This is a genomic window from Cryobacterium sp. Y82, assembly GCF_002929495.1.
Lineage (GTDB): Bacteria > Actinomycetota > Actinomycetes > Actinomycetales > Microbacteriaceae > Cryobacterium > Cryobacterium serini.
Genome location: NZ_PJJJ01000028.1, coordinates 103,170 through 116,792, shown reverse-complemented (window position 1 = coordinate 116,792; position 13,623 = coordinate 103,170). Strand labels below are relative to the sequence as shown.

The following is a 13,623-nucleotide window of genomic DNA, read 5'->3' as shown; positions in this document are numbered from 1 at the left end:
TTAGCGAGGCTAATTTGCTATGCTAACGATATATGGAATCGCGAATACCCCCGAAGACCGCAGCCCTTGGCGTCGTCAAGGCACAGCCGTCGGTGAGTTCTGACCAGGCGGCGAGTAACACCTCCGAGATCAGCCACGAATTTCGGCTGGCCAATGGGCGCCTGGCTCGCCGATTGCGGCAGGAGAAGGCCGAGAACGAGTTGGGCAGCGGCCAGTTTTCCGCGCTCGGCGTGCTTTACGTGCACGGTCCGCTGACGCTCACTGAGCTCAGCGAATTCGAACGGGTGACCCCGCCATCAATGACCCGCACGGTCAAATGCCTCGTCGACGCCGGCCTCGTGACCCGCACCGACTCCACGCTCGATGGCCGCAAGATCGTGCTCACCACAACGGATGCCGCGCGCGAGATGATGACCGAAACTCGCAAGCGTCGAGATGCCTGGCTGGTGCACCGCGTCGCCCAGCTCACCCCCGAACAGCACCGCGTTCTCGCCGACGCAACCCTGATAATGAAGGGCCTCGCCGACAGTTGAGTGCCATGTTTCGCTCGCTGAGCGTCGTCAATTACCGCATCTGGTTCGCTGGAGCTTTGGTGTCGAATATCGGTACCTGGATGCAGCGCACCGCCCAGGACTGGATCGTGCTGACCGAGCTCACCAACTACGACGCCACGGCGGTCGGCATCACCATGGCTCTGCAGCTCGGGCCGCAGCTTCTGCTCATGCCCTGGTCCGGGCTGATCGCCGACCGGTTCAATCGGCGCAAGCTGCTCATCCTCACTCAGGCCCTGATGGGGTTACTGGCCCTCGGCCTTGGCCTTCTGACCGTGCTGGGGGTGGCCGAGCTCTGGCACGTTTATCTCTTCGCCTTCGGCCTCGGCGTCGTCGCCGCGATCGATGCGCCGGCCCGCCAAGCTTTCGTCTCCGAACTTGTCGCCGAAGACCAGCTGTCCAATGCTGTCGCACTCAACTCCGCTTCCTTCCACGGTGCACGTTTGATCGGTCCTGCCGCCGCCGGACTGCTCACGGTCGCCGTCGGTGCTGGCTGGGTGTTCATGATCAACGCGGTTACCTTCGCAGCGACCGTCTTCGCCATGACGCTGTTGCGCACGCACCAGCTGCGCCGCCAACCAACGATCTCCCGCGAGCGTGGGCAGCTCCTGGCTGGCTTCCGCTATGTGCGCGGTCGTTCCGATATCGTTGTCGTCATGATCGCGGTCTTTCTGATCGGCACGTTCGGCCTTAACTTCGCCATCTTCACGTCGACCATGGCCACGATCGAGTTCGGCCGGGGGGCTGCGGAATTTGGTCTCCTCAGTTCGATCATGGCCATCGGTGCCGTCATCGGCGCCCTTCTCGCTGCCCGGCGGAGCCGCGCCCGGCTGCGCCTCATCGTGCTTGGCGCTGCTCTGTTCGGCCTTGCGTGCGCGCTCTCCGCGATCATGCCAACATATGCCACTTTCGCCATATCTCTCACGCTGGTCGGCCTGTCCTCGCTCACCCTGATGACGACCGCAAACGCGTATGTTCAGACCACGACGCGGCCAGAGATGCGCGGCCGTGTCATGGCACTCTACATGGCCATCTTCGTCGGCGGCACTCCCCTCGGCGCGCCCCTCGTCGGCTGGGTAGCGGATACTTTCGGCCCGCGTTGGGCGCTCGGCCTCGCCGCGATGTCCGGCCTGTTGGCGGCGGCGGCCGTCTTGTTCTGGATGGTGCGCTATCGCCGGTTGCGGGTGCAGCTGCATCCGTTCTCGGCGCCCAGGGTGCGTGTGCTGCATGCCGGCGACGGGCGCGAGGTGGAACGTGACCTGGACCGCGAGACCGCCACCCGGGAGATCGCGATCGTTGAGGCCACCGCCCCGCGCTAGGCGTTGAGTGGACAACTTCTTGTGGTTGCGGCCTCGCAGTACCGCGCAAAGTTGTCGACTGAGCGGGCTGGCAGTTAGCGCACCCCGCCCATCAGGCGCAGCACCGGGCGGGCGATCAGGGCGAGCATGAGTCCGAGCAGGATCGCGATGCCGCCGAGAACGCCGAAATAGAGTCGCTCGGGCGCCGTCGCATACCAAGTGGCGAGTACCCCGGACACGGCAGAGCCGAGGGCGACGGAGAGAAAGAACAGCGCAACCATTTGGGTCTTGAACACCGCGGGTGCGAGCTTGGTGGCGACGGAGAGCCCGACCGGGGAGAGCAGCAGTTCCGCGACCGTGAAGACCAGCAGGATGCCGATCATCGCCAGCAGCGGCGTCGAATTCGCCGCGCCGCCGGCAAACGGTAGGAACAACAGGAAGGCGGCGCCCATGACCGCGGTTCCGACCGCGAACTTCATTGGCGTAGACGGCTGCCGCGAGCCCCACTTAGTCCACATCGCGGCAAAGATGCCGGAGAGCACGATGATGAAGACGGGGTTGATCGACTGCACCCAGGAAATCGGCATCTCCCACCCGAACAAAGCGCGGTCAAGCCGCTCGTCGGAATAGATCGTGACGACCGTGAATTGCTGTTGGTACAGCGACCAGAACGCGGCGCTGGCCACGAAGAGTGGAATGAAGGCATAGACACGTTTGCGTTCTACCGGGGTGATCTGCCGGTTCGTGAGAATCACCACGAAATAAGCGACCGTAGCGATGACGGTCAACGCAATCACGATCGTGACCAGGTTGCTTGCGGTAATCACACCGGTAAGCACGAGTACGACGATAACGACGACCGTTAGGATTGCCACGAGGAGATAGCCGCGCCAGCGGGACCGCGGGAGGGGATCCGGCACCAATCGGACAGCATCCGGCAGCCGCTTGCGGCCGAACGAGTATTGGGTCAGACCGATCGCCATGCCTACAGCGGCGAGTCCGAAGCCGTAGTGAAATCCAACCCTGGTCTGCAGCAGACCGGTGAGGATCGGCCCGGCAAACGCGCCGAGGTTGATACCGAGATAGAACAACGAAAAACCGGCGTCGCGCCGGGGGTCGTCCGGGGCGTAGAGCGAACCGACGACGGACGTCGCGTTGGCCTTGAGCCCACCGCTGCCGACGGCGACCAGGATGAGGCCGGCTGCGAGACCGCCGATCCCCGGTACAACCGCCAGCGCGATGTGGCCGATCATGATGACGATGGCGCTGTAGAACAGCACCCGCTCGGAGCCGAGCAGACGATCGGCGACCCAGGCTCCGAGGATTGTCGACAGGTAGACGCCGCCGCCGTACGCGCCGACGATGCCGGCTGCCGTGGTCTGGGGAATTCCGAGGCCGCCGTCGGCGGCCGAGAAGTACAGGTACAACAGCAGAATGCCCTGCATGCCGTAGAACGAGAAGCGCTCCCACATCTCGACGCCGAAGATGTTGGCAAGTGTCCGCGGCTGCCCAAAGAAGGCTCGGTCCTCGTGGACGGCAGCGGGGTCGACGACTTTACTCATTAGACAATGGTAACAACCACACGAGCTAGCACCCGGGAGCTGGACTTCGCACCGGGCGAAGTAGGCTCGGGGAATGAGCTCATTGCTGGTCAGCCTGCCCGATTCCCTTCTGCTCGAGGCGGTTGGTGAACTGCCCGCCAGCGTCGAAGTCGTCGAATGGGCGCTCGACGGCCCGGCTCCCCGGCCGCGGTTCGACATCGTCGTCACGCCGTATATGGGCAAGACCGACCGACTCGCGCACCTCGCCGGCGTCGAGACCCGATTGGTGCAGAGCCAGTCCATTGGCTACGACGGTGTCGATCAGGTTCTACCCGCCGGGCACGTCTTCGCCAATGCTGCGAGCGTGCACGAGACCTCGACCGCCGAGCTCACCCTCGCCCTCATCCTGGCCTCCCAGCGCGGCATCCCTGATTTCGTGCGCGCTGCCGATCGGGGCGAATGGGCGCCAGCCCACCACCCGAGCCTCGCCGACCGCACGGTGCTGCTGCTCGGCTACGGCGGTGTCGGTCAGGCCATCGAGAGCCGGCTGCTCGCCTTCGAGACCACGGTCATCCGCGTTGCGCGCACTGCGCGCAGCGATGAGCGCGGCGCGATCTACGGCTTCGATTCCCTTTCCGAGCTGCTGCCACAGGCTGACATCGTCGTTGTCGGCGTTCCACTGACCATAGAGACGACCCACCTGGTCGACGACGCGTTCCTCGCCCAGATGCGTGACGGCAGCCTGCTCGTGAACATTGCCCGCGGCCCGGTCGCCGATACAAATGCCCTGCTCGCGCACGCGACGAGCGGCCGCCTCCGGCTTGCGCTCGACGTGACCGAGCCGGAGCCACTGCCGGCCGCCCATCCGCTCTTCACGCTGCCCAATGTGCTCATCTCACCACACGTCGGCGGCGCCTCGAGCGCCATGCTGCCACGCATGGCCCTGCTCGTGCGCGAGCAGATAGAACGAATGCTCCGCGGCGAGACCCCGCTCAACGTCGTCCTAACGACGTAGCCGCTGCGCCAACTTTCAGCCGTCGATGGCCGCATTCGCGGTGGCTTGCGCGGTACGCAGGGCCTGGTCGACCGGAATACGACCCAGGAACATTTCGGCGAAGGTCGACTCGAACGCGGCGGAGGCTTCGGCCCACCGAGCGCCCCGCGGCGCCTGCACGGTGCCGTTAGCAAGTACGTCGATGAACGCGGTCACGTCGATGCCCTGCTTCTGCCACGACTCGACGTAGCTGGCCTGTGCCCCGATCACGGCCGGCGACGCTGATCCGTCGGCGCCGATAGCCGCGCTGCCCTCGGTGCTGCCGAGCCACTCGAGCAGTTTGCGGGTCTGTTCCGGATGCTTCGAGTCGGCGTTACCGGCAGCAATGACGCCGTTGGTGACGCTGATCGCGCCGGCCGGACCCGACGGAATCGCCGCGACACCCCACTCAAAGCCAGCGCCATCGCTCACGTTGCTGAGGTTGTAGACGCCGCTCTGAAACAGGGCCATCTTGCCCTGCAGAAACTGGCCAAGCGCGAAGTCGCCGTTGAGGTTGGTGTCGGCGGCCGACGGGGCTACGTGATATTTGTTCATCAGGTCGATCACGTACTGGAACGCCTCCTGCCCCGCGACCGTGTCGAAGACGAACTCGTCGCCGTCTTGCAGGGCCGCACCATTCGAACCGAGGTAGTTGAGGTAAATGGCGTTGAGGTCGTTGGCGGCGTTGTAGCCGTACTGCACGATTTGCGAGGGGTCGAACGCTGCGCTGTCGGCGGTGTTGCCGTTGACGTCGACCGTGAGCTTTTGCAGCACGGGCAGCAGGGTGTCTTTGCCGGTGGCCGGATCCCAGTGCAGGTCGCCGACGCTGCCCGGGTCGATACCGGCTTTCGTGAGGAGTTCCTCGTTGTAATACAGTCCGATCCCCGGATCAGCCAGCTGGGGCACCCCCCAGAGCGCACCATCAAGGGTGTACTGGTCGATGACGCTGGGTTGCCAGTTGGCCTGCGCGTCGGAGCCGAGGGCATCCGTTATATTCATCAGGCTGCCGTTGACGGCATAGTCGGCGAAGTTGCCGGCGTTCACCCAGAACACGTCGTCGGCGGTCTCGCCGGCCACGTCGACGCGTAGTTTGGTGAAATAGTCTGCCCACGGCACAACATTGACGGAAACGTCAATGCCCGGATTGGTTTTCTCGAACGCCGTGAACGACTTTTCGTAGGATTGCGCAACCTGTTCGTCCCAGACCCGGACGCTCAGCGTCGTGTCGGACCCGGTTTGCGGAGTCAGCGCCAGCGCGGTGGCCACGCCGCCGATAGCGACAACGGATGCGACGGTGGCAATGGCAATGATAGTTGAGCGTCTGGCGATAGTGTCCCCTGTTCTTGTTGGAGGCTATCAGTCGCACCCCGCCCCCAACGCTACTGTGACGCCCCGAGGTGCTCGCCGAAGAACTCCTCGATGCGCTTCCAAGCGTCGGCGGCGGCCACCGGGTCGGGGCCAGCGCCGAGGAAGCGTGCCAGGACCGGGCGCAGTACCCGCGGCCCGGTCTCGACATCGTTGAGGAAGGCGTGCCCAGCACCCGGGTATTCCTTGACGTCGTGCGCGATCTTCAGCCGGTCGAGAGAGGAATCGAGCCTGGCCGCTGCGCCGATGAGCGAACGGTCGGCGCCGCCGAAGCTGCCGACGATCGGGCAGGCACCGAGCAGGTGGTCGTCGAGTTCTTTCGGCAGTCGACCGTAGTTGACCGAGGCTGCGTCGAAGCCGCGCGTGGCCGTGGCGAGCGCAAAACCACCACCCATGCATAAACCGAGCACGCCAATACGTCCGGTGCAGTCGTTGCGCTCGGACAGGAACGTGCGGGCCGATTCGATATCGACGAAGGCCCGGCCGGCGCCGGCCAACAGCGCCCGAAAAGTAGCCACGAGACATTTGCGCGGACCGCCCTCGGTGAATAGGTCGGGCAAGAGGGCCAGATAGCCGGCCTCCGCCACGCGGATGGTCTGGCGGCGCATGACGTCGGTGAGGCCGAATGCCTCGTGTACGAGCACGACACCGGGCCACGGACCGTCACCGGAGGGAATCGCGAGCACGGCTTTCAGGCCGGCGCTGCCACCCGGCCCGTCGGGCAGTTTCAGGTCGATGAGCTGGGGTGCAGCGGTCATGGTCTCTCCCGGGTTGGCTGAAACTGTATCCCGCCAACCCCGCAAAGTCGTGTATCCTGTGGTCAGACCACATCCCGTCGACGAGAGGACCCCGTGACCCCGATCAGCCCTCGTGCCTGGCAGGTCGTGCTCGACGCCGTCGAACTCGATCTGCTCGAGGGGCGCCTCAGCCCGGGCGACCACCTACCGCCCGAGCGCACCCTCGCGGCCGACCTGGGTGTCGGTCGATCGAGCGTGCGCGAAGCACTGCGGGTGCTCGAGGTCCTGGGCCTCATCCGCACCGCCGTCGGCTCCGGGCCCTCGGCCGGCGCGATCATCGTTGCTCGCCCCGGCGGCGGCATGTCGGCGCTCATGCGTCTGCAGGTCGCAGCCCAGGGGTTTCCGGTAGCCGACGTGGTGAAGACCCGTCTCGTGCTGGAAGGTGCCATCGTCGCCGAGCTGGCCGAGACGTGCCGTGCGAGCTCTGCCGATCTGACCAGCTCCGACCAAATCCTTACCGCCATGGAAAACCAAGCCCTCACCGAAGCCGAATTCCTCGCCCTCGACGCCCAGTTTCACCTCTCGCTCGCCGAAGCAAGCGGCAATCAGGTCATCACGGCGACCATGGCCGGCCTTCGCAGCGCCATCGAGGGGTACGCCCGGGCGGGCGCGGTGGGTCTGGCGAGCTGGCCGCAAACATCCGCTCGTCTCATGCTCGAGCATCGCGGCATTCTCCGTGCCATTCTGACCGGTCAAGCGGATGCCGCCCGCCTCGCCGTGCAGGCACACATTTCGGGGTACTACGCCGAGACTCACCTCACCGCACACTAGATAAGGACGACCATGCAACGACGCATCCCCAAGATCAAAGACCTTGCCCCGCTGATGAAATTTAAGAGTCCGGAGCTCAACGCGAAGAAGCGTCGCCTGGCTGCCGCGCTCACGATCGCCGACCTGCGCGCCATTGCCAAGAAACGCACGCCGAAGGCCGCTTTCGACTACACCGAGGGCGCAGCCGAAGCCGAGATCTCGCTGGGCCGGGCTCGTCAGGCCTTCGAAGACATCGAGTTTCACCCGTCCATTCTGCGCGACGTGTCGAATGTGTCGACCGGCTGGGACGTGCTTGGCGCCCAGGTTTTGCAGCCCTTCGGCATCGCGCCGACCGGCTTCACCCGAATGATGCAGACCGAGGGCGAGATTGCCGGGGCACACGCCGCAGCCCGTGCCGGGATTCCCTTCGCTCTGTCAACCATGGGCACGACCTCGATCGAAGACGTCAAGGCGGCTAACCCGAACGGCCGCAACTGGTTTCAGTTGTACATGTGGAAGGACCGCGACCGCTCAATGGCGCTCGTCGACCGCGCCGCCAGGGCCGGTTACGACACGCTTCTAGTGACCGTTGACGTGCCCGTCGCCGGCGCGCGCCTGCGCGACAAGCGCAACGGCTTCTCAATTCCGCCAGCCCTCACCCTTGGTACCGTCGTCAACGCGTTGCCGCGCCCGGAGTGGTGGATCAACTTTTTGACCACCGAGCCGCTCTCGTTTGCGAGCCTCGATCGCTGGAGCGGCACCGTGGCCGATCTGCTCGACACGATGTTCGACCCCACCGTCGACTTTGAGGATCTCGCCTGGATCAAGGCGCAGTGGCCAGGCAAGGTGGTCGTCAAGGGCGTGCAAAACCTTGAGGATGCCAAGCGCCTCGTCGACCTCGGCGTTGACGGTATCACCCTGTCGAACCATGGTGGTCGCCAGCTCGACCGCGCACCGATCCCGTTCCATCTGCTGCCGCAGGTTGCCCGCGAGGTCGGCGCCCATACCGAGGTGCACCTCGACACGGGCATCATGTCGGGAGCCGATATCGTCGCCTCGATCGCCCTCGGTGCCCGCTTCACGATGATCGGCCGCGCCTACCTCTACGGCCTCATGGCCGGCGGCGAGGCCGGGGTGGATCGTACGATTGCGATTCTGTCGGAGCAGGTGGCCCGCACCATGCGGCTGCTCGGCGTGAACTCGCTCGAGGAGCTGAACCCCGGGCACGTGACCCAGCTATCCCGGCTCATGCCGATCGGCGCGCCGATAGTCGCCGCCGCCGAAGTTGCACCGGCGCAGAAGGCTCCGGTGCGCCGGACCGCAGCTCCCAAGCAGACGGTCAGTGCCGCCGATGCCGTCTCGGGCACGCCGGTGAAACGTGCGCCGAAGAAGACGACCCCGGCGCCGTAAAGCGAAGACAGCGGTGCAGACGGCCCAATTCGCCGCTGCGTCGGAGTTTTTACGGCCGTTTGACCCGATGCGCGGCGATTCGTCGCTCAGATTCGTCCAGGTCGACAATTCCTTCGGCGACGCCGATCACGAAGTCGAACCCCTCGTCGGCGGTGAAATCGTGGGCAAAGCCGTTGATCCAGAGAAAGAGCACCATCAGGGTCCAGCCGGTGCGCTTGTTGCCGTCCACGAGCGGATGATTACGCACGAGCGATTCGAGCAAGGCTGCGGCCTTGCGATCAAAAGTCGCGTAGGCATCCGTTTTAAACATGGACGCCGACGGCCGAGCTAGCGCAGACGCGAGTAGGCCGGCGTCACGTACGAAGAATCCGTAGCGTTCGGTCACTTGAAGCGCGTCGGTGATCTCCAAGTATCGTGTCATGCGTCTTCGAGCCGTTGCAGCAACTCGGCGTCGTGGGTCATTACGAACTGCAGGCCCGACTCGATTTCATCTCGACGCGAGTAGCGGTCGACAACCAGCGTTGCACCCTGCAGCAGCAGAGCGTGCTTCGACACGTGTTGTGCCGCCGCGAGCTCTTCCAGCTGACGATCGAGCTCTGCCGGGATGCGCACATTGATAGCCATACCAAAATGGTACCGCTGTTCGTTTTTGTCGGCAAGGGCCTGCGCGAGGCGAGCTCAGGCGAGGTGCTCGCCGAACGCACGGAGAGCGAGAGCGTCGTCCTTCCAGGCGCCGCCCTCGTGCCCGTTATACGGCCAGGCCGTGATCTGCTTCGGCCCGGCGTAATTGTTGTAGGCCGCGAACACTGTCGACGGCGGGCAGATCGGGTCCATCAGCGCGGCCGTCATGGTCACCGGTGCGGTGGCGCGCTTGGCGAAGTTGACGCCGTCGAAGTAGGAGAGCACATCGTGCACCCGCGCCACCTTCAGTCGGTTCGTGACGAGATACTGGCCGAGCTCGCGGTACGGCAACGCATCGGTGATGACGGATGCCCGCGGAAAGTCACACAGAAGGTACCCGCGCGACCACGGCAGCCAGGTCGGGCACGAGCCCCGCCACGGCGAGCGCGATGCCACCGCCCTGGCTGGTGCCCATGATGCCCACCCGGGCTTGGTCGACGACGGCCAGTGTGCGTGCCGCTGCGACTGCCCGGACGGCGTCGGTGAACAGTCGTCGGTAGTAGTAGGTCTCGCGCGAGTCGATGCCTCGGGTCAGAAAACCGGGCACCTGCGGGCCGCTCCCGGCGTCGTCGGCGGTGTCTCCGGGGGCCGGGAACCTACTGCGCGGCGGTGAGGTCGGCGAGCACGAGGCGCAGTTGCTCGACGGCCCAGTCCACGTCTTCCGCCGACACCACGATCGGCGGCGCGAGGCGAATTGTCGAGCCGTGCGTGTCCTTGGCGAGCACGCCGCGGGCCAGGAGTTCCTCGCAGACCGCGCGGCCAGAGGCGAGCACCGGGTCGATGTCGATGCCGGCCCAGAGGCCCACGCCGCGCACCTCGAGCACTCCGTGACCGCTCAGCGCGCTGAGCCCGGCGTGCAGGCGCGCGCCGAGCTCGGTCGCACGCTGCTGGTATTCGCCGGTGGCCAACAGGTTCACAACGGCCAGGCCGACGGCCGCGGCGAGCGGGTTGCCGCCGAAGGTCGAGCCGTGCTCGCCCGGGCGCAGCACTCCGAGAATGTCGGTGTTGCCGACCACGGCCGAAACGGGGACAATGCCGCCGCCGAGCGCCTTGCCGAGCAGGTAGAGGTCGGGTACGACGCCCACAAGGTCGCAGGCGAAGGTTGAGCCGGTGCGGCCAAGGCCCGACTGGATCTCGTCGGCGATGAACAAGACGCCCAGCCGCGTGGTGATCTCGCGCACCGCTGGCAGATAGGCTACCGGCGGCACAACGATCCCGGCCTCGCCCTGGATGGGCTCGAGCAGCACAGCAACGGTGTTCTCGTCGATTGCGGCTTCGAGCGCTGCAGCATCGCCGTAGGGCACGGTGCGAAAGCCGGGCGTGAACGGGCCGAAGTCGGCCCGGGCCGATTGGTCATCGGAGAAGCTGATGATGGTGGTGGTGCGGCCGTGAAAGTTGCCGGCGGCCACGATGATGTTGGCCAGGTCGGGGGCAACTCCCTTGACCCGGTAACCCCAGGCGCGGGCCACCTTGATGCCCGATTCCACCGCTTCCGCGCCGGTGTTCATCGGCAACACCATGTCTTTGCCGGCGAGCTTGGCGAGCGCGGTCACGAATGGGCCGAGCTGGTCGTTATAGAAGGCACGGCTGGTCAGGGTTATGCGGCCGAGCTGCACGCGGGCAGCGTCGAGCAGCACCGGGTTGGAGTGCCCGAAGTTCACGGCCGAGTACGCGGCGAGGCAATCCAGGTAGCGGTGACCGGCGACATCCGTCACCCAGGCTCCGTCACCGGACGCGACGACGACCTCGAGCGGGTGGTAATTGTGCGCGGCGTGCACGCCCTCCTGCGCGATCAGGGCAGCGGCGGTCGGCGAAATGGATGCGCCGGCTACGGCCTGCGCGTCGGTCACGTTCGTGGTCATGTCGTACTCCTTCAGGTTCGTGTTGATGGGCGCCGTCATCGGCGCAGTTCGAGCGTGCAGCACTTGACGCCGCCGCCGCCGAGCAGTAGTTCGGACAGGTCGACGCCGATCGGGTTATAGCCGCGCGCGCGCAGCTGGCGTTCGAAGTCCTTGGCGCGGGCCGCGATGACGACGTTGTAGCCGTCGGAGTAAGAGTTAAGGCCGAGAATGGCGGCGTCTTCTTCGCTGACGATGACCGCGTCGGGGTAGCGTTCTTGCAGAATGGCCAGGCTCGGCGCGTCGAAGGCGCTCGGCAGGTAGGCGATGTTGGTGTCGTCAAGCACGGCGATGGCGGTGTCGAGGTGGTAGAAACTCGGGTTGATCAGGCGCAGGGTGATGACCGGGCGGCCGGCGATAATCGAGAGTTCGGCGTGACTGTTCGAGTCGCTGCGAAAGCCGGTGCCGGCCAGGATGACGTCGCCGACCAGCAGAAAGTCGCCCTCGCCCTCGTTGGTCTCGATCGGTACTCGCACGTTAAAACCGTTGGCGCCGAACCAGTCCATGTAGGCGGGGCCCTCGGGCTGGCGCTCGACGTGGGTGAATTTAGCGCCGTAAGCCTGGTTGTCGATCACGAAGCCGCCGTTGGCCGCGTAGACCATGTCGGGCAGGCCGTCGATCGGATCGATCAGGTGGACGTCAAAACCGAGGCCGACGTAGGTGTCGTAGAGGGTCTGCCACTGCTGGACGGCGAGCGAGGTGTCGGTGGGCAGGGCCGGGTCCATCCACGGGTTGATGCGGTAGACCACGGTGAAAAACTGTGGCTTGCACATGAGCACGGTTCGCTTGGTGGCGGTGCGCGCAGAGATGGCCGGTTCTTCGGCGCGAACGGGGGCGGCTGAGTCGATCGACATGAGGCTCCTTTGGGGATCCGCGGGCCTTCGGCCGGCGGAGCTCGGGGTGGATGGCGGACCAGGTCGCTCACGAGAGCCCGGAACGACCAACTCTTGATCGGTCCAGGACGCCGCTCTCAGTCTCACACAGCATGATTCAATGTTTCACGCTGATCTGCGCAAGAAATCTTCGAGATCCACGGTCTGAACGCAATTTTACGTAGAACATCCCCCTAGACTCGGCCCATGGACACCCTCGACCACAGCATTCTCGATCTGCTGCGACAGAATGCGCGCGCCGGCTATGGCGATATCGGTTCAGTAGTCGGGCTGTCGGCATCCGCGGTTAAACGTCGCGTTGATCGGCTGGTGGCCGACAAGGTCATTCGCAGCTTCACCATTCAGGTCGACCCGGCCGTTGACGGCATGAGCACCGAAGCCTACGTCGAGCTGTTCTGCCGGGGTACAGTGGCCCCCGACGAATTGCTGCGCATACTCTCTGGCGTGCCAGAGGTCGTCGATGCCGGAACCATCACCGGCAGCGCCGACGCCATGGTGCACATTCGCGCGCGGGACATTCCCGGTTTGGAGGCGGCGCTCGAAAAGGTGCGCCTGGCCCCCAACGTCGACCACACACGCAGCGCGATCGTGCTCTCTCGCCTGATCCACCGCTCGATCGGATAGCGCGCTTTTTTACCGGGGTACCGGCTTCTGGCGAACCGGAGAGACCAGGTGCAGCAGGGTGACCGCGGCGATCGAACCCGCACACAGGATGCCGGCAAGCACGACGATCTGAAACCGGCCAGCCTCGAGCGGCGAGGCTCCCCCGAAGATCGCACCCACGAACGCACCCGGCAGCGTCACCAGCCCTGTGGTCTTGGTCTGGTCAGTGGACGGAATGATGGCGAAGTAGACCGCCTGGCGGGCGAGTTCCCGCGTGGACTGCCGCGGCGTGGCCCCGAGCGCGAGCCAGCCCTCGACCTCGTCCCAGTGATCGGCGACCGCCTCGTCGAAGCGGCGTCCACTGAGCGTCGCGATCGACATGGCATTGCCAATGATGATCCCGCCGATCGCGAGCACGTAGCGCGGCGAGAACTCAATCGCCCCGGTCGTGAACACGATGGCGAGCGTGACGGCCACGCCGAGCGCCATCGCCGCGGCGACGCGCACGAGATGGGCGCGGCTGAAGCCAATGCGGCGCGTGACGGTACCGACAGCCGCCGCGAACATAACGAGCAGTCCGACGCCGACCCAGAGCGGATCGTTGATGATGCCGCTGAGAATAAGACTGATCGCGGCCAGTTGCAGAGTTCCGCGCAGCAGGGCCAGAGCCGGGGCGAACGGATGCTGCGTGCGATAGACGCGCAGAACCATCACGACCACCGCGAGCAACAGCAGGACCCCGACCAGGGTCGGGAGCAGCCCTGCCAATTCTGCTGGGAGATCGGCCGGAAAAGTCATGGTTC

The 13,623-nt window shown here is 65.4% G+C and carries 16 protein-coding genes; 6 read left to right on the top strand and 10 right to left on the bottom strand.

Annotation, left to right across the window (positions count from 1 at the left end):
- The first annotated feature begins 32 nt into the window (after positions 1–32).
- Together CXY70_RS05950 and CXY70_RS05945 are read left to right on the top strand one after the other, a co-directional pair.
- Entirely contained in the window at positions 33–533 is a 501-nt protein-coding gene (locus CXY70_RS05950; RefSeq protein ID WP_104191459.1) for a MarR family winged helix-turn-helix transcriptional regulator, read from the top strand.
- Positions 530–1,870 (top strand): MFS transporter, encoded by a 1,341-nt coding sequence (locus CXY70_RS05945; protein WP_199183382.1) that lies wholly within the window; start codon positions 530–532, stop codon positions 1,868–1,870. Before CXY70_RS05950 ends, CXY70_RS05945 begins: the two co-directional genes overlap by 4 nt.
- A gap of 74 nt (positions 1,871–1,944) precedes the next feature.
- Here CXY70_RS05945 and CXY70_RS05940 read toward each other — a convergent pair whose 3' ends face one another.
- Positions 1,945–3,411, bottom strand: coding sequence for a peptide MFS transporter (locus CXY70_RS05940; RefSeq protein WP_104191457.1), 1,467 nt, complete (start codon positions 3,409–3,411; stop codon positions 1,945–1,947).
- Between the two features lie 73 nt (positions 3,412–3,484).
- Here CXY70_RS05940 and CXY70_RS05935 point away from each other — a divergent pair, with 73 nt between their 5' ends.
- Positions 3,485–4,405 carry a 2-hydroxyacid dehydrogenase gene (locus tag CXY70_RS05935; protein WP_104191456.1) on the top strand — a complete coding sequence of 307 codons (921 nt, stop codon included), beginning with the start codon at positions 3,485–3,487 and terminating at the stop codon, positions 4,403–4,405.
- Between the two features lie 15 nt (positions 4,406–4,420).
- Here CXY70_RS05935 and CXY70_RS05930 read toward each other — a convergent pair whose 3' ends face one another.
- Positions 4,421–5,689, bottom strand: coding sequence for a sugar ABC transporter substrate-binding protein (locus tag CXY70_RS05930; RefSeq protein WP_233205770.1), 1,269 nt, complete (start codon positions 5,687–5,689; stop codon positions 4,421–4,423).
- 113 nt (positions 5,690–5,802) lie between these two features.
- Positions 5,803–6,546: a dienelactone hydrolase family protein gene (locus CXY70_RS05925; protein WP_104191454.1), complete on the bottom strand. Its 744-nt coding sequence runs from the start codon at positions 6,544–6,546 to the stop codon at positions 5,803–5,805.
- 93 nt (positions 6,547–6,639) lie between these two features.
- Here CXY70_RS05925 and CXY70_RS05920 point away from each other — a divergent pair, with 93 nt between their 5' ends.
- Positions 6,640–7,356, top strand: a complete 717-nt coding sequence (locus CXY70_RS05920; RefSeq protein ID WP_104191453.1) for a FadR/GntR family transcriptional regulator — start codon at positions 6,640–6,642, stop codon at positions 7,354–7,356.
- A gap of 12 nt (positions 7,357–7,368) precedes the next feature.
- Entirely contained in the window at positions 7,369–8,745 is a 1,377-nt protein-coding gene (locus CXY70_RS05915; protein ID WP_104191452.1) for an alpha-hydroxy acid oxidase, read from the top strand.
- 49 nt (positions 8,746–8,794) lie between these two features.
- Here the strand turns inward: CXY70_RS05915 and CXY70_RS05910 are convergent, their stop codons facing one another.
- From CXY70_RS05910 to ddaH, 6 genes are read right to left on the bottom strand one after another with little or no spacing between them, the layout of a single operon-like run.
- Positions 8,795–9,166, bottom strand: coding sequence for a type II toxin-antitoxin system death-on-curing family toxin (locus CXY70_RS05910; protein ID WP_104191451.1), 372 nt, complete (start codon positions 9,164–9,166; stop codon positions 8,795–8,797).
- Positions 9,163–9,369 carry a ribbon-helix-helix protein, CopG family gene (locus CXY70_RS05905; protein ID WP_233205769.1) on the bottom strand — a complete coding sequence of 69 codons (207 nt, stop codon included), beginning with the start codon at positions 9,367–9,369 and terminating at the stop codon, positions 9,163–9,165. Before CXY70_RS05905 ends, CXY70_RS05910 begins: the two co-directional genes overlap by 4 nt.
- Positions 9,370–9,423: 54 nt before the next feature.
- Positions 9,424–9,717 carry an acetylxylan esterase gene (locus tag CXY70_RS18480; RefSeq protein WP_255412017.1) on the bottom strand — a complete coding sequence of 98 codons (294 nt, stop codon included), beginning with the start codon at positions 9,715–9,717 and terminating at the stop codon, positions 9,424–9,426.
- A 31-nt stretch (positions 9,718–9,748) separates the two neighbouring features.
- Positions 9,749–9,973, bottom strand: coding sequence for an acetylxylan esterase (locus CXY70_RS18475; RefSeq protein ID WP_255412016.1), 225 nt, complete (start codon positions 9,971–9,973; stop codon positions 9,749–9,751).
- Between the two features lie 49 nt (positions 9,974–10,022).
- A complete protein-coding gene (rocD, locus tag CXY70_RS05895) occupies positions 10,023–11,288 on the bottom strand; it encodes an ornithine--oxo-acid transaminase (RefSeq protein ID WP_104191516.1) in 1,266 nt (421 codons plus the stop codon).
- Positions 11,289–11,323: 35 nt separating this feature from the next.
- On the bottom strand, positions 11,324–12,178 hold the full coding sequence (ddaH, locus tag CXY70_RS05890) for a dimethylargininase (RefSeq protein ID WP_104191450.1): 855 nt from the start codon (positions 12,176–12,178) through the stop codon (positions 11,324–11,326).
- A 225-nt stretch (positions 12,179–12,403) separates the two neighbouring features.
- Between ddaH and CXY70_RS05885 the strand changes: the two genes are divergently transcribed.
- Complete coding sequence (locus CXY70_RS05885; protein ID WP_104191449.1) at positions 12,404–12,841, top strand: Lrp/AsnC family transcriptional regulator; 438 nt, start codon at positions 12,404–12,406, stop codon at positions 12,839–12,841.
- Between the two features lie 9 nt (positions 12,842–12,850).
- Here the strand turns inward: CXY70_RS05885 and CXY70_RS05880 are convergent, their stop codons facing one another.
- Positions 12,851–13,618 carry an ABC transporter permease gene (locus CXY70_RS05880; RefSeq protein WP_104191448.1) on the bottom strand — a complete coding sequence of 256 codons (768 nt, stop codon included), beginning with the start codon at positions 13,616–13,618 and terminating at the stop codon, positions 12,851–12,853.
- Positions 13,619–13,623: the final 5 nt, after the last annotated feature.

Excerpts from the sequence above, each read along its gene's own strand:
- CXY70_RS05950 (WP_104191459.1), top strand. The coding sequence starts at position 33 with ATGGAATCGCGAATACCCCCGAAGACCGCAGCCCTTGGCGTCGTCAAG.
- CXY70_RS05940 (WP_104191457.1), bottom strand. The coding sequence starts at position 3,411 with ATGAGTAAAGTCGTCGACCCCGCTGCCGTCCACGAGGACCGAGCCTTC.
- CXY70_RS05935 (WP_104191456.1), top strand. The coding sequence starts at position 3,485 with ATGAGCTCATTGCTGGTCAGCCTGCCCGATTCCCTTCTGCTCGAGGCG.
- CXY70_RS05925 (WP_104191454.1), bottom strand. The coding sequence starts at position 6,546 with ATGACCGCTGCACCCCAGCTCATCGACCTGAAACTGCCCGACGGGCCG.
- CXY70_RS05915 (WP_104191452.1), top strand. The coding sequence starts at position 7,369 with ATGCAACGACGCATCCCCAAGATCAAAGACCTTGCCCCGCTGATGAAA.
- CXY70_RS05910 (WP_104191451.1), bottom strand. The coding sequence starts at position 9,166 with ATGACACGATACTTGGAGATCACCGACGCGCTTCAAGTGACCGAACGC.
- CXY70_RS05905 (WP_233205769.1), bottom strand. The coding sequence starts at position 9,369 with ATGGCTATCAATGTGCGCATCCCGGCAGAGCTCGATCGTCAGCTGGAA.
- rocD (WP_104191516.1), bottom strand. The coding sequence starts at position 11,288 with ATGACCACGAACGTGACCGACGCGCAGGCCGTAGCCGGCGCATCCATT.
- ddaH (WP_104191450.1), bottom strand. The coding sequence starts at position 12,178 with ATGTCGATCGACTCAGCCGCCCCCGTTCGCGCCGAAGAACCGGCCATC.
- CXY70_RS05885 (WP_104191449.1), top strand. The coding sequence starts at position 12,404 with ATGGACACCCTCGACCACAGCATTCTCGATCTGCTGCGACAGAATGCG.
- CXY70_RS05880 (WP_104191448.1), bottom strand. The coding sequence starts at position 13,618 with ATGACTTTTCCGGCCGATCTCCCAGCAGAATTGGCAGGGCTGCTCCCG.